This window comes from Gemmatimonadales bacterium, assembly GCA_036500345.1.
Classification (GTDB): domain Bacteria; phylum Gemmatimonadota; class Gemmatimonadetes; order Gemmatimonadales; family GWC2-71-9; genus Palsa-1233.
This window is the reverse complement of the sequence record DASYCE010000031.1, coordinates 163,159-181,891: the sequence shown is the minus strand read 5'-3', so window position 1 is coordinate 181,891 and position 18,733 is coordinate 163,159. Positions and strand designations below refer to the sequence as shown.

Genomic DNA, 18,733 nt, shown 5'->3' with positions numbered 1-18,733 from the left:
GGCGGCGGGGCCCCTTTCGGGTTTCTTTCCGGGATGCCCACCGGTACGCTCTACGTCGTCGCCACTCCGCTCGGCAATCTGGAGGATCTTTCCGCCCGGGCCGTCGCCACACTCAGGGGCGTCGACACGGTCGCTGCTGAAGACACCCGCCGCACGCTCGGGCTCCTCTCCGCGATCGACGCACACCCAAAGCTCCTCTCCTATCACGCCCACTCCACCGCAAAGCGGACCGACCTCCTTGTCGACGCGCTGCTCCAGGGACGCGACGTCGCGCTGGTGACCGACGCCGGGACGCCGGCCATCAGCGATCCGGGTGCCGAAATCGTTGCCGCGGCCCATGCCGCCGGCGCCAAGGTCGTCCCGATTGCGGGGCCGTCCGCCGTCGCCGCAGCGCTCTCGGCCGCCGGGCTCGGCGGCGATCGATATCTCTTTCTCGGCTTTCTCCCCCGCAAAGGGACAGCACGCCGGAAACTCCTCGAGCGCACCGCCGCTGAACCGTGGCCGGTCGTCTTCTTCGAGGCGGCGGGCCGATTGACGGAATTGCTCGAAGACCTCGGCTCCGCGTGCGGTCGCGGGCGGTGCGCGGTGGTCGCGCGGGAACTCACCAAGGTGCACGAGGAAATCCGGCCCGGCACCATCGATGCGCTCGCGGCGTACTACTCGTCCCACGATGTCCTTGGTGAAGTGACGCTGGTGCTCTCCGGCCGACAGGACGAGGTCTCCGAGTCCGAGCCGGACCCGGCGGAGGTGTCGGCCGCGATCGCCGATGCACTCGGCGCCGGCAGGTCCCGGAAGGATGTGGTCACGATGGTGAGTGCGCGCTTCGGCGTGTCGCGCAACGACGCGTATCGCATGGTGATGGAGCGGCCGTGATCCGTTCCGCCGCTGCGGCGTGTCTCGTGATGCTCACCGCCGTGCCTGTTGCCGCCCAGGTCAGTGGCAACGTTCCGGCGCTCGCGATCGGGCGCCTCCACTACGATGGCGGCGGCGACTGGTACGCCAATCCGTCGAGCCTCCCGAATCTGCTGGCAGCGATCCGGCAGCGGACCGACATTCCCGTCGCTCCGCAGGAAGTCGTGGTGCGCCTCACCGATCCGGAACTCTGGGATGTGGCGTTCCTCCACGTCACCGGCCACGGCAACATCCACTGGAGCGATCAGGAACTGGAGATCCTGCGGCGCTGGCTCCTTGCCGGCGGCTTCCTCCATGTCGACGACAACTACGGACTCGATCAGTCATTTCGGCGCGAGATCAAGCGGCTCTTTCCCGATCACCCGCTGGTCGACGTGCCGCTCGACCATCCGATCTACCATCTGGTGTATGACTTCCCGCACGGCGTGCCGAAGATCCATGAGCATGACGGCAAGCCGGCGCAGGGATTCGGCATCTTCGTGAACGGGCGGCTGGTGGTCTACTACACCTATCAGTCCGATCTCGGCAACGGCTGGGAAGACACGACCGTCTATCACGATCCACCGGAAAAACACGAAGCGGCGTTGCGCATGGGGATCAACCTCTTTGCCTACGCCGTGGGATACGGCGGCGGATGAATCGCCCGGAACAGGTTCGTGTCGCACTGGACGACATCGCCCGCCCCCTCGGCGCGACGCGCGGCGGGGTGCGCCTGCTGGCAGGCGTTGCCGCGGCGATCCTGGCGTTTGCGATCGCGGCATGGATCTATCGCGTCGATGCGACCGCGGCGATGGTGTGGGTGATCGCGGCGTGGGTCGCCGCACTCGGCGCGACCGTGGCCGGAGTGGTGATCGCGCGGAGCGCAATGCGGAAGACGACGGCGCTCCATGTCGGTCAGGCGATGGAAGCCGGCGGGGCGTGGCGGCGCGGTGCGTTGACCACGCTGCTCGAACCTGCCGCGCCCGGGACGAGTCCGTCGTTGCACGCCGCCGCCGCTGCCTCGCAAGCCGACGAGGTGCGGCGGCGCGGGCGCACCGCACTCGAGCCGATGCTCGTCGTGCAGCGCGGGCACGGCCGTCGCGCCGGCGGCGCGCTCCTGATCATGCTGCTGCTCCTGGCGGCGGCGCGTCCCGCGACCGGTGCTCCGGCGCGACTCTGGCATCCCGTCGCCGCGCTGCGCGCGCTGGTGACACCGATCCGCCTTACCGCGCGCCGGCGCACCGTGACCCGCGGGGAACGGGCAGTCCTCGATCTCACGGCCGTCGGCGCGGATCATGCCGACCTGCTGACGCGGTCGCCCGGAGAAGAGTGGCGCACCACTCGTATCGCGCTCGATCGTGACGGCCACGCGACGGTCGTCACCGATCCGCTGACCGCCGATCTGGTCGCTCGCGCGGAAGGCGACGGTCACCGCTCGGCCGAGGTGCATGTCGGCATTTCGCTCGCCGCGTTTCTCGGGTCGTTTGTGGTGACGGCCCACTATCCGGCGTACCTCGGACTCGACGACGAAGTTCTCCCGAGCACCGGTGACACGCTGATCATTCCGCAGGGCACACTGCTCCGGATGTCGGGGCGCGCGACCGCACCGCTGCAGCGCGCGCGCCTGATCGACCACGCCGGTGGAGTCGCGTTGACCGTGACGGCGAACACCTTCCACGGTGAACTCGGGCCGGCGCAATCGAACACCTGGCGGCTCGACGTCGTGGCCGCCAACGGGAACAGCCTGGCGGGCGATGTGCCGGCGCTTCCGGTTCGCGTCGTGCCCGACAGTGCGCCGCACGTGGAAATTCCGGTCCCCGGTGTCGACACGATCGCGACCGCGTCGATGTCGCTCGCGCTCGTCGTGGGAATCCGCGACGACCACGGGATCGTGTCGGCCGGTATCGAGACGCGGCATGGCGGCTCGTCCGCGGTGCATCGATCCTCGCTCCAACTGCCGCCCGGCGGCGGCGACCGCGCCTTGATCACCACGACGATCGACCTCGGATCGCTCGGCGTCGCAGGTGGCGACACGCTTCACTACACCGCCTACGCGGCCGACAACTCGCCGGCGCACCAGGTGGGGCGGTCGCGGGAGTTTCTGGTCCGGATTCCGACGGTTGCCGAATTGCGGGCGATGCAGACGCGACAGACGAGCGCCACGGCGACCGCCTTCGATTCACTCGCCGCACAGGCTGGACAGGTGCAGCGTGCCGAGGAGGATCTTGCACGCGAGCGGCCCCGGACGACCAACGGAACCACGAATGGGAGTTCCACCGACAACGGCGCCAAGGCTCCGCTCACCAGCGATGCTGCCCGTAAAGCCGACGCCGTGGCGCAGTCACAGCAGAAGGTGATCGACGACGCCACCAAACTGCAGCAGTCCCTGCGTGACTTGCGCGATGCCGCGCAGCGCGGCGGTGCCCCCGATTCGGCCATCACGCGCGAGCTGAACGAGATCAATCAGCTCCTCGACCAGGCGCTCTCGTCCGACCTTCGCGACAATCTCACGGCGCTCAAGGACGCGCTCAAACGACTGGACGCCGACCAGACTCGCGACGCCTTGCAGAACCTCGCCGAACAGCAGGCGCAGCTCAAGAGCGCCCTCGATCAGGCGCGCGAGCTCTTCAAGCGGGCGGCGCTCGAAACCGAGCTCGCGAACCTCGGGCGGGATGCGAATCAGCTGACCATTGAGCAGCACGATCTCACGCCGAAGCTGGCGCAGCACGACAGCGGTGCTGCCGCGAAGGCGGAACGGGAGATCGCGCGCCGTGCCGATTCCCTCGGCGCGCGCCTCGACAAGGCCGCGGCACAGACTCCCGCGGCCGATACCCGTGCGGGATTGAAAGAGGCGGCGCAGGAGGCACATGCCGCGAGCCAGCAGATGCAGCACGCCGCGCAATCGAGTGAGACGGGGAAGAGCTCTGATGCGCAATCGCAGGGGAAGCAGGCCGAAGAAGATCTCAAGCCGCTGTCGAAGAAGATCGACGACAACCGCCAGAACATGCAGGCGGAGATGCGCGCCCAGGTGACGGAGGCCCTCACCCGTGCGCTCGAGGAAACGTCACGGCTCGCCCAGCGTCAGCTGGCGATGGCACAGGCGTTCGAGGACGGGGCGCTCCTCCCCGCGACGCGGACCGAGCAGGGTGTCGTGGCAGAAGGCGCGGGAAAGTTGCTCCAGCAGGTCGTCGCCGTCGGGGCGATGAACGCACTGGTCTCGCCGCAGGCGGGTGTCGCGCTCGCCGAAGCGAGGCGGGCGATGCAGGACGCAGTCGACGCAGTCGCGTCGGTCAACCCCAATGTCCGCGCCGCCACCGATCACGCGAGCGACGCCGTCGATGCGCTCGCCGTCGCGGCGTTTGCGCTGATGCAGTCGAAGGACAGGATCAACGGATCGCAATCCGGAAGCGGGTTGCCCGAGGCGATGCAGCAGATGCAGGGGATGGCCGGCAAGCAGGGCCAGCTCGCCCAGCAGAGCGCGGGAATGATGCAAGGCGGCGGGTTCTCCGCGCAGCAGCTGATGCAGCTCGCCCTGCAGCAGCGGGCGCTCGCGCAACAGCTGGAGCGGATGCGCGCCGGCGGCCAGATGCCCGGTGCCGGCGCCATGGCGCGTGAAGCGACGGCGCTCTCGCGGGCACTGGAACAGGGAAGCCTAAATCCCGATGTCGTGCAACGTCAGCAGGCGCTGTTCAAGCGCATGCTGGACGCCGGCCGCTCGCTGCAAGGGAACCAGGACGACGTCGACAAGCAGCGACAGGCGACAACGGCGAAGGACGCCCCACCCGCGATCCCTCCGCCGCTCGATCCGCGAATCCGCAACGGCGCCGCCGATATCCGCATGCCGAGCTGGGAATCGCTGCAGCGTTTGTCGCCCGACGAACGCCGGCGCGTCCTCGACTACTTCCAGCGGCTGACGGCGCCGCCCGGATCGCATCCATGACGATCCGCCTCCATCGATTCGGTGGCGCGGTCACGTTCCTGCTCATTGCCGCGGTGCCTGTCGTCGCGGCGGCGCAGGTCCAGACCAACAGCACCGCGACGCCACTCGGCCGCGGATTGATGGCGGAGCGGAACGGTACCTACGGCGATGCGGCGAAGATCTACCAGGCGATCCTGCAGACGGAACCGGCGAACGTCGGCGCCCTCATCGGCATGGAACACGTGCTGCCGCAACTGGGACGTGGCCCCGAGATGCTCACGCTCTCCAAAGCGGCACTGGCGATCGATTCGACCAGTATCGGCGTGCTCCAAGTGGCGGTGCGCGCGTTCGCGCACGCCGATCGAGGCGATTCGGCGCGCAAATACGTGGAGCGCTGGGCCGCACTCGCGCCGCACGACGAAGACCCGTATCGCGAATGGTCCAACGCCGCACTCGAGGCGCGTGACATCGGCGAGGCACAGCGAGCGCTCGATCTCGGTCGCCAGCGCCTCGGACCGGAGGCGCTCGGCGTGGAGCGCGCCGAACTCTTCCGCCGATCCGGCAACCTCGGTGGCGCGGCCCGCGAATGGGTCGCCGTGATCCGTGCAACCCCGGCGTTCGGCACCGCCGCCGTGACGGTGCTGTCGCAGGTTGCGCAGTCGCAGCGTACCCAGGTTCGCGATGCGCTGATGCAGGACGGGTCGATCGAGGCGAAGCAATTGCTCGGCTTTCTGCTCGCAGGGTGGGGGGAATCGACGCAAGCGCTGTCGCTCGTTCGCGGTGCACTCCCGGCCGATTCAGTGACTGCGATCGTGGCACTCCGCCGCCTCTACGGACTCCTGCACGCGCACGACGACAATCCCTCGAAGCTCGCCGCCGCCGCGACGCTCGAAGCAATCGCCGCGCGCGAGTCCGGTCGCGCCGCGGTCGAGACGCTGATGGACGCTGCGCGAGCCTACGCCGACGCGGGGAACGAGAAGCAGGCACGGCGGCTGCTTGATGTGGTCGGCTCGAGACCCGATGCCCCGGCGGGGATGGCGAACACCGCATCGACGACGCTGCTCGGCGTGTTGATTGCCGAAGGGAAGGCGGCAGACGCGGAGAAGGTGCTGGCGCAACTCGGACCAACGATCACCCCCGACGAACACGATCGCCTTGCGCGGCGGATCGCCATGGTCTGGCTTCGCGCCGGGAATTTTGCGCGCGCGACGCAGCTCGTTGCCAGCGATTCGAGTACGTCGGGATTTGACCTGCGGGGCCGGATCGCCCTCTACCGCGGCGATCTTGCCGGCGCCAACGACCTGCTGAAGGCCGCCGGACCGTACGACGAGGAGCGCGAGCAGGCCCTCCAGCGCATCACGGTGCTGACGCTGATCCAGGCCATCGGCGCAGATTCGCTTCCTGCCCTCGGCGAGGCGCTCCTCACCCTCGAACGGGGCGACACGTCGAAGGCTGTCACCGACCTCACCGTCCTTGCCGCGACGGTACGTCCCGCGGGCGCGGCCGAAACCCGGCTTTTCGCCGGGCAGATCGCGCTTGCGGCGCGGGACACGGTGCGTGCGACGGAACTGTTGCGCGGTGCGGACGTCAAGAATGCCCCCGCAGCGTCTGCGGCGGCACGTCTCGCCCTGGCGCGGATCGCTGTCGCCTCAGGCCACGTCGATGACGCGCGTCATGCACTCGAGCAGTTGATCATCGACTATCCGGAGAGCGCAGTCGTTCCCGAAGCGCGGCGCTTGCACGATTCGCTGGGCACCACGACGCCGGGATCGGCACCCTGATGCGACGACGCGACTTTCTTCGCTGGGGGACCGGAACCAGCGCCGCGCTCTTCCTGCCGCGGTACCGGTGGATCCGCGGCGTGCGCGCGTCGAACGTGCTGATTCCGATGGATGACGCGCAGGAGCAGCATCTCAAGGCCTACGGCCTCGCTTTTCGCGCCTTGCAGCGCGGCGAGCAGGGGGAGTGGTTCCTCAACTATCGCAATGGCGCGTTTCTCCTCCCGGCGTCCGATGCGCTGATGCGCGACGCAGCGCTCGCCGGTGTGACGGTCGAGCAGGTCGACGACGCGGCGATCCTCGATGCGAAGGCGCAGATCGCGCAGAGCAACATGGATGCGATTCCGCTGGAGAAGGTGCCGAAGGTCGCCGTCTACGCGCCGCCCGATGCCGCACCGTGGGACGACGCCGTGACGATGGCGCTCAACTACGCCGGGATCGAGTTCGTCCGTGTCTGGGATCCTGAGGTCATGGCCAACGGGCTGGCGACGTACGACTGGCTGCATCTTCATCACGAGGACTTCACCGGCCAGTACTCGAAGTTCGTCATCACGTCGGCGGGCGCACCGTGGCTGCAACCGATGATGCAACTCAACCAATCCACCGCCGCGAGGCTCGGTTTTGCCAACGTCGCCGACTGCAAGCGCGGCGTGGCAAAGCAGATCGCGGCATTTGTCGATCGCGGCGGGTTTCTCTTCGCGATGTGCACCGCGACCGAAACCATCGACCTGGCGCTCGCCAGCGACGGGGTCGACATCGCCGCCGCGTACGCCGACGGCACGCCGATGGACCCCGATGCGTCGAGCAAGCTGCACTGGGACAAGGCGCTCGCCTTTCACGATGCGGTGCTTGAACTGTCGCCGGCGGTGGCGGCGTTCAGCGACATCGATGGCCACCAGGTCAACACTCCCAACCGCCAACCGCTGGGCGCATTCGAGCTGTTCAACTTCTCCGCGAAGATCGATCCGGTCGCGACGATGCTGGTGCAGAATCACCGGCAAGTCATCCCCGATTTCTACGGCCTCACGACCTCCTTCCGGCGCAGCCGGGTGAAGCCCGGTGTCGTCGTGCTTGGCGATGAGTCTGGCGCACCGTGGGTCAAGTACATCCATGGTGAGCACGGCAAGGGAACCTGGACCTTCTTCGGTGGGCACGATCCGGAAGATCCGCAGCATGCCATCGGGAATGCACCGACCGATCTGTCATTGCACCCGCACTCGCCCGGGTACCGGCTGATCCTGAACAACGTCCTCTTCCCGGCGGCGAAGAAGAAGGAATTGAAGACGTGACCGAGCGACTCGCCGCCACCGCGCGCGAGCTTCTCCGGCGGGAGATTCGCGCCGCGGGAGGGAACGAAGTGTCGTTCGTCGCGACGATCGATGCCGAGGGGGTCGTCACGTCGGCTCGGCCGGTAGCACGCGGTACCGTCGACATGGTTCTGGCGCTTCCAGGCGTCGCTCGGCGCGGGGAGATGCTGTTGCACAATCACCCCAGCGGCCGCCTCGAACCATCGATGGCCGACCTGTCGGTCGCGGCGCGGGCGCACGACGACGGGATCGGCTTCGGGATCATCGATAACGACGCCGAACGGTTGTACGTCGTTGTGGAAGTCCCCGCCGTGACACCGATCACCACCCTCGATCCGTTCGACGTGATCGGGCAGCTTGGCGAAACCGGTGCGATTGCGCGGGTGCTGGGAAATTACGAGGATCGGCAAAGCCAGCGCGATCTGACCGCGTATCTCGTCGACGCCTACAACGACGGCGGGGTCCTCCTCCTCGAGGCGGGGACCGGTGTGGGGAAGTCGTTTGCCTATCTCGTCCCGGCGCTCGCCTGGGCTCGCGCCAACGGCGAGCGGACCGTTGTATCGACCAATACCATCAACCTGCAGGAGCAGCTGGTCGGAAAGGACCTGCCGCTGCTGGCCCGCGCGCTCGGCAACGACGAACATCAGCCGACCTTCGCGCTCCTCAAGGGGTGGCGCAACTATCTCTGCCGCCAGCGCCTCGAGACGGCCGCAGCGAGTCAGCACACGCTGCTCGAAGGTGACAAGCTCGACGAGCTGCTCAACCTCACCGCCTGGGCGGCGAACACCGCCGACGGGACGCTCGCCGACCTCCCCACGCCCCCGTCGGGCGACGTCTGGGACGAGGTCGCCGCCGAGGCCGATCTCTGCCCCCGCCTCCGCTGCAAGCACTTCGACAACTGTTTCGTCTTCCAGGCGCGGCGCCGCGCGGCGCAGGCCGACATCGTCGTCGTGAATCATCACCTCCTCTCGGCTGATCTCGCCGTTCGGCAGGCGTCGGACAACTGGGAGTCGGCTGCGGTACTCCCGGCATACAAGCGGCTGATTCTTGACGAAGCACACCATATCGAAGATGTCGCCGCCGGCCATCTCGGCGTGCAGGTGTCGTCGCGCGGCGTGCAGCGGTTGCTGAATCGCCTCGAACGCAAGGGGAAGGGACTCCTCCCATCGCTGCTGTACGTGCTGCGGAGCGCCGACGACCTCCTCAATCGCGCCTCGATCGACCTGGTGCGCGAGCGGCTCGTGCCCGCGGTGATCCAGGCGCGCAGCGCTGCGGAAGCACTCTTCCTTCGGCTCTTTGATCACGTAGCCGCGGGCGGCGGCCCGGTGCGCCTCGACGAGGACTTCGGCCGCCATCCGATGTGGGAAGAGGGACTGACGCGCGACCTCGACCTCACCGTTGCGGGATTCCGCACCGTGGCGCAGCTGGTCGAGACGGTCGCCGACCGGCTCGAACAGGGAGAGATGACCGAGCGACAACAGCAGCTTGTCAACGAATGTCGCGGCGTTGTGCGGCGCCTCGAATCGACCGCCGACGGTCTCAACACCACGCTTCGCCCCGCCACCGGCCGACCACCCGAGGTCCGCTGGATCGAGCGCAGCGGGACGCGCACGCCGGCGTTGCAGCTCGCCGCGGTGCCGCTCGATCTTGCCCCGACCCTCCGCGCGCTCCTCTTCGATCGGCTCGACACCGTCGCGCTCACCAGCGCCACCCTCGCCGCCGGCGGCGAATTCGGGTTCATCGCGTCGCGGATCGGTCTCTCCGGAGACGGGTCTCCGGTGACGGTGCAGGAGGTGTTTCCGTCGCCCTTTCCCTACGAGGACCACTGCCTTCTCGGACTTCCGGACGACGTTCCCGACCCGCGCGAGGACGAAGCCGGACACGACGCCGCGGTGGCCGCCGTGGTGCGCGACCTCGCGTGGGCGAGCGACGGCGGGATCTTCGTCCTCTTCACCTCGCACGCCGCGCTGCGGCGCGTTGCCGCGGCCGTGCGGGCCGACCTGGGCGACCGGTTTCCGATCCTGGTGCAAGGGGAGGGGCAACGTGACCACCTCATCCGGCGCTTCCGCGAAGCCGGCAATGCCATTCTCCTCGGGACCGATTCCTTCTGGGAAGGGGTCGACGTCCCCGGGCGCGCGCTCCGTGGGCTGATTCTCGCCAAGCTACCTTTCAAGGTGCCGTCCGAGCCGCTCACCGCCGCCCGGATGGAGCGCCTGACCGAGCAGGGAGAAGACGCCTTCTTCGGCTACCTCCTTCCCCACGCGGCGCTGAAGCTCAAGCAGGGGTTTGGCCGCCTGATCCGGAGCGCCGAGGATGTCGGCGTTGTCATCCTGCTCGATCGGCGGGTGGTAACGAAGCGATACGGGGCGATGCTGCTCGAAGGATTGCCGCCGGCGGAACGCGTGATCGGCTCGTGGGCGCAGGTGCGGACCAAGTGTGAGGACTTTTTCGCCAGACACGGCATCGGAGCCGCGACATGACCGTCGTACAACCGAGCAAGATCGTCTGCGTCGGCCGCAACTACGCGGCACACGCGCGCGAACTCGGTAATGATGTTCCCACCCGTCCGCTCCTCTTCTTCAAGCCGCCATCCTCGCTGATCGGCCCGGGCGAGGCGATCGAACTCCCGAACGTGTCGCAACAGGTCGAATACGAAGCAGAAATCGGCGTCGTCATGGGGAAGCGGGCGCGCAAGGTGTCGGCGGAGCAAGCGCTCGCGCTGGTCCGGGGATTCACCTGCGCCAACGACGTGACCTGCCGCGACCTGCAGAAGACCGACGGCCAATGGGCGCGCGCCAAGGGGTTCGACACCTTCTGTGCCGTCGGGCCGATCGTGGCGGAATCACTCGATCACGCGACGCTCGAAGTGTTCGGGCGCCTCAACGGCAGACCGCGGCAGCACGGCCGCACCTCCGACATGATCTTCAGCATTCCGACGCTGATCTCCTACATCTCGCACATCATGACACTCGAGCCGGGCGATCTCATTCTCACCGGCACGCCTGAAGGTGTGGGGAAGCTCGCCGCGGGTGACGTCGTTGAGGTGGAAATCCCGGGTGTGGGCGTGCTCAGCAACCCGGTGGTGGAGGGAGCGTCGTCGTGATCAAGCCGAGCGACCGCGTCACGTCGCTGCCCGAGTATACGCTGGCGAAGATTCCGTCGATCAAGCGGCGCTTGCTCGCGGCCGGAATGGACGTCATCGATCTCGGCGCCGGCGACGTCGACGGGCCGCCTCCGGCACCGGCGATTGACGCGTTGCATCAGGCTCTCGGCATTACGGCGCTGCACAAGTACGGATTCCAGCAGGGGCTTCCCGCCTTCCGCGAGGCGGCGGTGCGCTGGGTCGAACGCCGCTTCGGGCAGCGGTTCGATGCCACCACCGAAATGCTGCCGCTGATCGGATCGAAGGAAGGGTTGTCGCACCTGCCGCTTGCCGTCTGCAATCCGGGCGACATCGCGGTCGTCCCCGAGCCCGGATACCAGGCGTACATCGGCGGTGCGATCCTCTCGGGGTGCGAGCCACTCGTCGTACCGCTTCGGCCCGAGTCGCAGTTTCTCGTCGAGCTCGATCATCTCCCGGCCGCGACGCTCCGCCGGATCGGCGTCGTCTTCGTCAACTATCCCAACAATCCGACCGCTGCGATTGCCCCGCGAGAATATCTCGAACGCCTGGTTGCCACCTGCCGGAAGTACGACATCGTGCTCGCGTACGACAACGCCTACTGCGACATCACGTATGATGGGTACGTCGCGCCGAGCATTTTCGAGATCGCCGGCGCGCGGGATGTGGCAGTGGAATTCTTCTCGATGTCGAAGTCGTATCAGATGACCGGCTGGCGCGTTGGGTTCGCGATCGCCAATGCGACGCTGATCGGCGCGCTGACCAAGGTCAAGAGTTACGTCGACACCGGCCCGTTTCTGGCGTTGCAGCAGGCAGCCGCGTGGACCCTCGATCACGCCGAGGAGTTGAATCCGCCGCTGGTCGCCGAGCTCGCCCGGCGGCGCGATGCCGGCGTCGCGGCACTGCGCGACGCGGGGTTCACTGTCGAGACGCCACGGGGCGCGATGTACCTCTGGGTTCCGCTCCCGGCCGGAATCAGGTCCGCAACCTTCTCGTCCCGCGCGCTGGAAGAAGAAGGTGTGGTCACCCTCCCCGGGAGCGGGTTCGGACCGGGCGGCGAAGGATTCTTCCGGATCGCGCTGACCGTCCCGGGCGAACGGCTTGCCGAGGCGATCGTACGTCTCGGCCGCATTCTCGCCGCGTGCGAAGGAACGGCCGGTGCCGCGGCCTGACCGCAGCTTCGAGCTTCCCGGGTCGCATCGCGCGACCTGGACGCTGTCGCTTGCCGCGATCGCGCTTGTCGCGATTGTCGTCGCCGTGATGCTGCGGCGGCCCGCGCCGGGGCCGACGCCGATGGTCGCCGCCACGCACGATTCGCTCCCAGCGACGCATGACAACGCCCGCGACTTCCTGCTGCCCCACGCGAGCGGTACGCCGCTGCATCGTATCGCCGTGGCGCATCAACCGCCGCCGTCGGCCGCCGTGGCGGTGATCGACTCCCCGGTTGTCGCTGCGCCGCCGCAGACCGTCACCACTGTCGTCGACACGCCACGGCGGATTCGGCCGCTCGGCCCGCGATACGGCGACGGGCGCCTCTGGGTCGAGCCGCTGCCGGAATCGCCGCGGAAGATCGCCAGCATCCTGACCGGCAAGAGCCAGAAGGAGCTGACCGACAGCGCCGTGAACTCGATGGTGCAGACTTATCTCGACGAGATGGCCACGGAACGGCCGGAGAACACCGCTGCGCTCCCGAGCTGGACGACGAAGATTGCCGGCAAGACCGTCGGCCTCGACCAGAAATGGATCTATCTCGGCCCGCTCAAGATCCCGACGGCGTTAATTGCGTTACTGCCGATCAAGATGAACGCGAATCCGACCGAATGGGAGATGAACAACAAGTTGCAGGCGATGCGATCCGATCTCATGGAAGCCGCCCGCCGCTCCGCGAACTACGAGGAATTCAAGGAGTCGGTCAAGGAACTGCATGAACAGACCGAGCGCGCGCGGCAGTTCAGGAAGAATCAGATGACACCGCCGCCGGCCGACACGGGGCACTTCGAATGAAGTTGATCGATAATGTCGAAACCGTGGTGCTGGTGGTCTCGGCGGATGCCGGTCCGTCGTCCGACGATCACATCGCCGCCATCACGCTCAAGGAAGCGGTCGACGGCCGTGGCGCGGGGCATCCGTACCGGCGTGCGGTGATCGTGACCGATCTTGCCTGGTTCGACACCGCCCTCTTTCACGACAGCCCGACAATCACCGTGGGCGGTCCCGGTGTGAACGGCGTCGCCGGGCGATTTGGCACCGAGCTTCCAACCGTCTGGTCGGATCGCGATCGTGCGGTCATCCAGGCCGAGTTCGGCGACGGACCGAAGCGCGCCGCGCTCTGGGGCGTCGACGCCGCCGGTACCGTCGCCGCTGTCGACGCGTTCATCTCGCGCGGCTGGCTCGACGAGTTTCTGGATCATCTCTGGCGCTTCCGCGCCGGCATCTTCGCCTGAAGGAGCACGTGTGAACGTTTCCGGCCGCTGGTGGCGGTCTGCTGTCGTCCTGCTCGCCACTCCGATCGTCCTCTCCGCCCAGTCCCGTTCCAGCCGCGCTCCCAACCCGGCGTACGCCTCGATCACCGGGCCGATAGCGAAGACGCTGTCGGGTCAACACGCGTACGCGACCACGGACTACGTGCAGCAGTTCTATCGCAACCCGGCAAGCCGCGGCTTCGATGCGTCGATCGATACCGTCGTCCATCTCCTCGTGGCTGCGGGTTACGTCCCCGAGGCGAGCGCAAGCTCGTCCGACCGATTGACCTATAGGATCGAGTCGCGCCCCACCAACGGCCTCGTCTGGTCACCGCTCGGTGCGTCGATCACGCTCCAGGGACGGAAGTCGCCGCTCGAGCTGTGGGCCACCAATCACAACATGCTGCCGAGCGGGTCGTGGTCGACACCGGCCGGCGGTGTCGATGCGGAGATCGTGAATGTCGGCGGTGGCAGCGACGCCGACCTCGATCAGGCAAACGTCCGCGGCAAGATCATCTACAGCGAGACACCGGGTGGCGGGGGGCGTGGAAGAGCCCGCGGCGGCGCATCGCCGGGGATCGTGGCGCGCGCCGCTCAGCGCGGCGCTGTCGGTGCGCTCCTCGGCCAGGCGCTTCCGGGCTACAACCAGCAACAGAAGAATCGGACCGCGATCAATTTCCAGACGAACAACGTCCCGTACGACACCACCGCGAAGATCTTCGTGATCAACGTGTCGCTCGCCGCCCGCGACACGCTCAATGCAGCGCTCGCGCACGGGCCGGTCCGGGCGCACGTCCAAACCGAAACCGTCTTCGAGACTCGGCCCGAACGGACGCTCGTCGCCGAGATCCGCGGCAGCGTGGCTCCGCAGGAGCGCTTTGTCTACTCGGCGCACGTCCAGGAACCGGGCGCCAATGACAACGCCACGGGGGTCGGCCTCCTTGCCGAAATGGCGCGCACCGCGGCGGTGATGCTCAAGGCGCACCAGATCGATCCGGCGCGCACGATCACGATGCTCTGGGGCGTCGAGATTCAGCAGACGCAACGATACATCCGCGAAGACAGCGCCCGCGCCAAGGGGATCAAGTGGGGGATGTCGCTCGACATGGTGGGCGAAAACACGGCACTCACCGGCGGAACATTCCTCATCGAGAAGATGCCCGATCCGTCGAAGATCTGGGTGCGCGGTGAAGACCAGCACACCGAATGGGGCGCCGGCCAGCCGATGACGGCAAAGGACATCTGGGCGTACTGGTACAATGACTTCGTCAAGCAGCGCTGCGTCGATGAGTCGGAAGCGACCGGCGGAAGCTGGGTGGTGAAGGCGAATCCGTATGAGGGCGGCAGCGACCACACGCCGTTCATTCAGGCGAGAATTCCCGGCGTGCTGATGTGGCACTTCACCGATCAGCACTATCACGACGATCTCGACCGGATCAACATGGTGAGCGCCGCCGAGTTGCAGCATGTTGGCCGCTGCGCACTGGCGACGTCGTTGATTCTCACATCGGGGAAGGCGGAGTACGCCAAGGCGGCGCTCGACGAGCTCGCAGGGATCGCCGAGCGGCGGATCGATGCGGAGGGCGCGCTGTCGCGGGCGGCGCTGGCGTCAAATCCGGCGGACTCGACGCAGCGCACCATCATCGAGGCATGGCGCGACTACTACGTGACGGCGCTGTCGAAGGTCCCGGACATGACCCTGCCGCACCAGGATCTCACGGCGGAAGTCACGGCGGCCCAGGCGCGCGTCACCCGCAAGGGCGACGCCGTCCTGGAAACGCTCAAGCGCTGATCGACCCCTTCGCCTGGGCGATCCGGGCGAGCGATTCATCCCTGCCGGTCACTTCGAGCAGTTGCGGCACCGGTTCCGACACGGTGCCGCCGGTGAGGGCGATCCGGATCGGCTGCATCAGGTCGCCGAGCTTGGCGCTCTTTGCCGCGGCGAGCGACTTGAGCTGAGCTTCGATCGTCGCTGCAGTCCATTGTTCCGCGCGCGTCAGCGCATCTGCCACCAGCTCCAGATTTCCGACGAACGTTCCGAGACCAAGTTTGGCGGCGAACTGGTGCGCCTTGTCGTCGAGCACGATGCGGGATCGATCCAGCCGCACCGCCACCTGTTCGGCGAGATGCGTCACCGTGCGCGAGCGGGTCTTGACCGCGTCGATCAGCGGGTCGAGATCACGCTCGGTCGTGACGCCGAGGATGTCGAGCTGCCGCTTGACCGGATCGAGCAACTCGTGCGCCGATAGCGCCGAGAGATATTGCCCGTTCATCCATTCGAGCTTCGTGGTGTCGAAGACCGCCGGCTTCTTCTGGATGTGATCGAGCGAGAAACGCGAGATCATCGTCGCCTCGTCGACGATCTCTTCGTTCGCTCCCGGCGACCATCCCAGCAGCGCCAGGAAGTTCCGCATCGCGGCGGGGAGGATCCCCATGTCCTGATAGTCGCCGACGGCGGTGGCGCCGTGCCGCTTGGAGAGCTTCTTCCCGTCGGTCCCGAGGATCATCGGCACGTGGGCGAAAATGGGGAGCGGGTGGCCGAGGGCGCGGTAGAGGGCGATCTGCTTCGGCGTGTTGGAGACGTGGTCATCGCCGCGAATCACGTGCGTGATCCCCATCGCTATATCATCTGATACAACAGCCATGTTGTAGATGGCGGAGCTGTCCGAACGGAGAATGATGAAGTCGTCGAGATCGCGACCCTGCCACGAGATCGGCCCGTGGACCGCATCGTTCCAGGCGATCTCCTCGTCGGGCATGGCGAAGCGGATGGTGTATGGCGCTCCCGCGGTAGCGCGTCGCTGCACTTCGTCGGCGGGGAGTTCGAGCTCGGCCTTGTGATAGCGGAACGGGACGCCCCGCGCCTTGGCACGATCGCGAGCCGCATTGAGTTCGTCGGCGGTGAGAAAGTCGCGATAGGCGTGGCCGCTGGCAAGGAGCCGCTCGGCATCGGCGCGATGGCGCTCGGCATAGGCACCCTGAAAGTACGGTCCCTCATCCCAGGTGACGCCGAGCCACGAGAGTCCGTCGAGGATGACCTGGGTGTGCGCGTCGGTGCTTCGCTCCTTGTCGGTATCCTCGATCCGCAGGACGAAAACGCCGCCGGTCTGCCGGGCGTAGAGCCAGTTGAAGAGCGCTGTGCGCGCCCCTCCGACGTGAAGGAAGCCGGTAGGAGACGGGGCAAACCGGACTCGCGGTGCAGGCATCGGCGAGGCGACTCCGAGCTCGGGGGATGAGATGACGAAGGTCGCGGGGCTCCGGCCCATCGGGCCAGGGTTCGCGACCTCTTCGTGCTGCCAGCGGAGCGAGAGGGATTCGAACCCTCGTTAGGAAGTTTCCCCCCTAAAACGGTTTAGCAAACCGCCGCCTTCAGCCACTCGGCCATCGCTCCGGAACGACGGAGAAGATAACGGACGCGCTGGGAGGTGTCATCCCGCCGGATGTCCCTCGATGGTGCGCCGGGCCGCCACGATCGCGCGGGCGGCGTCACCGATGGTGGGGCCTGCACGGGCAAAGAGGTCCCCCGGAATCTCGAGGACGCGGCCCGCCTTCACCGCGGCGAGGTCCCGCCACCCGACGCGCGACCGGAGGTCGGCGAGGCGTTGCCCCGGTTCACCCCTCGACGTGAGGATCCAGTCCGGGTTGCGGGCCGCGATCGATTCGAGCGACACCGTGGGCCACGCGGCATGCACGTCGTCGAAGACGTTGCGCATGCACGCCGTCTCGAGGACGGTCGTCATCCACGTGCCGCTGCCTGCGGTCATCGGAGGATCGGTCCACAGGACGAGGAGAACGGTCGGCCGCGCGGAGGTGGTATCGGCGCAGGCATCGCGGCGGGTCGCCCGCAGGTCGGCGCGCAGCGCGTTCGCGAGCGAGTCTGCACGCCCGGGTTGCGCGACGAGATCGCCGAGTCGCACGAGGTTCAGGAAGAGATCGGCGGTATCAGTCGTCTCGAACGACAGCACCGGGATGTGAAATGGCTGCAGTGCGGTTTCCAGATCGGCACTTGAGCGATTGTGCCAGCCGATGATCACGTCGGGCTTGAGCGCCGCGACGACTTCAGCGCTCGGATCGAGGCCGCCGCCGATCGACGGGAGTGAGGCGAGTTCCGGCTCGTGGTCGAAATCGGTTCGTGCCACCAGCCGATGGCCTTCTCCCATCCGGACCAGCCACTCGGTGGCCGACTGCATCGTCGACACGATTCGGTGCACCGGGAGATCGCTCACGGTGACCGGGTGTCCTTCGGCGTCGTCGAACTGAGCGTGCGAGGCGGCGGGTCGCGCGGGTGCCGTGCACGCTGCGAGAACGATCAGCGCGCACGGCGGGAAGCGTCGGATCACTGCTGGTTGAGCGCTCCCATCGTCGACGGCTTGCCGGGCATGCCGGGGAGCGGCATCGGCTTGAGATCAGCCGGCAGCTGGAACTCGGCCGGGTCGGGTTCGCCGAGCGTGATCGACACCAGTTCCATGTGCATCCCCAGCCGCGACTCGCTCATTCGGATCGGCGTCATCGGCTTGCCGCCGTACGCCTGCTCCTGCATCTGCGCGAGTTGCGGGTACCGCTCCATCAGCTTTGCCAATCCCATCTTTGCCTTGAACTGCTCCTGAAATGCCTGGATCGCCGCCGGCGTCGGGATCACGCAGGTTATCACCGTATCGTTCGCGGTGATCGTTTCCCAGTTGGCGCATTGCATCCCGGCCACGGTCGAGGTGGTGCCGAGCGATCGCATCGCCGGCATCGGGGGATGCATCGCACGCATCGCTGCCGAGTCTATTCCATGCGACGCCGCCGAATCGAGCTTCCCCGACACCGTTTTCAACGCGGAATCGATCGTCGAGGTCGACAGGTCGATGCGCATCCCGGGGCCGCCACCGGCCATCGCAGCCATCGACGGTGGCACCAGGATCCCGATGTGGAGCGAATCGGCGCCCTTGTCGTAAATCGCCCGCACCGAGATGCCATTCAGCATCGGCATCGCGGCCAACTCACCCGGGGTGATGCCGAAGGCGAAGCGCTTGCCGTCGGTTGCGGCGGAGATCCGGAGGGTGATACTGTCGCCGATCGGGACGCGGCTCTTGAGCGAGTCCGGGAGGTGCGTCGTCACCGAGAGGACGACCCTTCCGGCCGGGACTCCCTGTGCGGCGAGCGGCGAGCCTGCAAGGACGAATGCGCAGCCAATGGCGATCGGTCGAGCGATTCTCACACGAGCTCCGGGCACAGGTGAACCAGCGGACAAGGGGCCGCCACGGTTGACG

The 18,733-nt window shown here is 67.3% G+C and carries 14 protein-coding genes and 1 tRNA gene; 11 read left to right on the top strand and 4 right to left on the bottom strand.

Annotated features, from left to right (window positions below; all coding sequences use genetic code 11):
- Nucleotides 1-33: 33 nt before the first annotated feature.
- The 11 genes from rsmI to VGM20_14030 are packed head-to-tail and all read left to right on the top strand — an operon-like array spanning nucleotide 34 to nucleotide 15,270.
- Nucleotides 34-873, top strand: coding sequence for a 16S rRNA (cytidine(1402)-2'-O)-methyltransferase (gene rsmI, locus VGM20_14080; protein ID HEY4101995.1), 840 nt, complete (start codon nucleotides 34-36; stop codon nucleotides 871-873).
- A complete protein-coding gene (locus VGM20_14075; GenBank protein ID HEY4101994.1) occupies nucleotides 870-1,550 on the top strand; it encodes a DUF4159 domain-containing protein in 681 nt (226 codons plus the stop codon). Before rsmI ends, VGM20_14075 begins: the two co-directional genes overlap by 4 nt.
- Nucleotides 1,547-4,831 (top strand): hypothetical protein, encoded by a 3,285-nt coding sequence (locus tag VGM20_14070; GenBank protein ID HEY4101993.1) that lies wholly within the window; start codon nucleotides 1,547-1,549, stop codon nucleotides 4,829-4,831. Before VGM20_14075 ends, VGM20_14070 begins: the two co-directional genes overlap by 4 nt.
- Nucleotides 4,828-6,591, top strand: coding sequence for a tetratricopeptide repeat protein (locus tag VGM20_14065; GenBank protein ID HEY4101992.1), 1,764 nt, complete (start codon nucleotides 4,828-4,830; stop codon nucleotides 6,589-6,591). Before VGM20_14070 ends, VGM20_14065 begins: the two co-directional genes overlap by 4 nt.
- Entirely contained in the window at nucleotides 6,591-7,877 is a 1,287-nt protein-coding gene (locus tag VGM20_14060; protein HEY4101991.1) for a hypothetical protein, read from the top strand. The genes VGM20_14065 and VGM20_14060 overlap by 1 nt, the downstream gene beginning before the upstream one ends.
- Nucleotides 7,874-10,375, top strand: coding sequence for a helicase C-terminal domain-containing protein (locus VGM20_14055; GenBank protein ID HEY4101990.1), 2,502 nt, complete (start codon nucleotides 7,874-7,876; stop codon nucleotides 10,373-10,375). The genes VGM20_14060 and VGM20_14055 overlap by 4 nt, the downstream gene beginning before the upstream one ends.
- Nucleotides 10,372-10,998 carry a fumarylacetoacetate hydrolase family protein gene (locus tag VGM20_14050; GenBank protein ID HEY4101989.1) on the top strand — a complete coding sequence of 209 codons (627 nt, stop codon included), beginning with the start codon at nucleotides 10,372-10,374 and terminating at the stop codon, nucleotides 10,996-10,998. The genes VGM20_14055 and VGM20_14050 overlap by 4 nt, the downstream gene beginning before the upstream one ends.
- A complete protein-coding gene (locus tag VGM20_14045; protein ID HEY4101988.1) occupies nucleotides 10,995-12,188 on the top strand; it encodes an aminotransferase class I/II-fold pyridoxal phosphate-dependent enzyme in 1,194 nt (397 codons plus the stop codon). Before VGM20_14050 ends, VGM20_14045 begins: the two co-directional genes overlap by 4 nt.
- Nucleotides 12,175-13,020 carry a hypothetical protein gene (locus VGM20_14040; GenBank protein ID HEY4101987.1) on the top strand — a complete coding sequence of 282 codons (846 nt, stop codon included), beginning with the start codon at nucleotides 12,175-12,177 and terminating at the stop codon, nucleotides 13,018-13,020. The genes VGM20_14045 and VGM20_14040 overlap by 14 nt, the downstream gene beginning before the upstream one ends.
- Entirely contained in the window at nucleotides 13,017-13,460 is a 444-nt protein-coding gene (locus tag VGM20_14035) for a hypothetical protein (GenBank protein HEY4101986.1), read from the top strand. Before VGM20_14040 ends, VGM20_14035 begins: the two co-directional genes overlap by 4 nt.
- A 10-nt stretch (nucleotides 13,461-13,470) precedes the next feature.
- On the top strand, nucleotides 13,471-15,270 hold the full coding sequence (locus VGM20_14030) for a M28 family peptidase (GenBank protein ID HEY4101985.1): 1,800 nt from the start codon (nucleotides 13,471-13,473) through the stop codon (nucleotides 15,268-15,270).
- On the opposite strand, the gene gltX is transcribed toward VGM20_14030, so the two are convergent.
- From gltX to VGM20_14010, 4 genes are all read right to left on the bottom strand, one after another.
- Nucleotides 15,260-16,684: a glutamate--tRNA ligase gene (gltX, locus tag VGM20_14025; GenBank protein ID HEY4101984.1), complete on the bottom strand. Its 1,425-nt coding sequence runs from the start codon at nucleotides 16,682-16,684 to the stop codon at nucleotides 15,260-15,262. The genes VGM20_14030 and gltX overlap by 11 nt on opposite strands.
- A gap of 94 nt (nucleotides 16,685-16,778) precedes the next feature.
- Nucleotides 16,779-16,869, bottom strand: a tRNA-Ser gene (locus tag VGM20_14020).
- A 37-nt stretch (nucleotides 16,870-16,906) separates the two neighbouring features.
- Nucleotides 16,907-17,818 (bottom strand): helical backbone metal receptor, encoded by a 912-nt coding sequence (locus VGM20_14015; protein ID HEY4101983.1) that lies wholly within the window; start codon nucleotides 17,816-17,818, stop codon nucleotides 16,907-16,909.
- Nucleotides 17,815-18,681 carry a hypothetical protein gene (locus VGM20_14010; GenBank protein HEY4101982.1) on the bottom strand — a complete coding sequence of 289 codons (867 nt, stop codon included), beginning with the start codon at nucleotides 18,679-18,681 and terminating at the stop codon, nucleotides 17,815-17,817. Before VGM20_14010 ends, VGM20_14015 begins: the two co-directional genes overlap by 4 nt.
- Nucleotides 18,682-18,733: the final 52 nt, after the last annotated feature.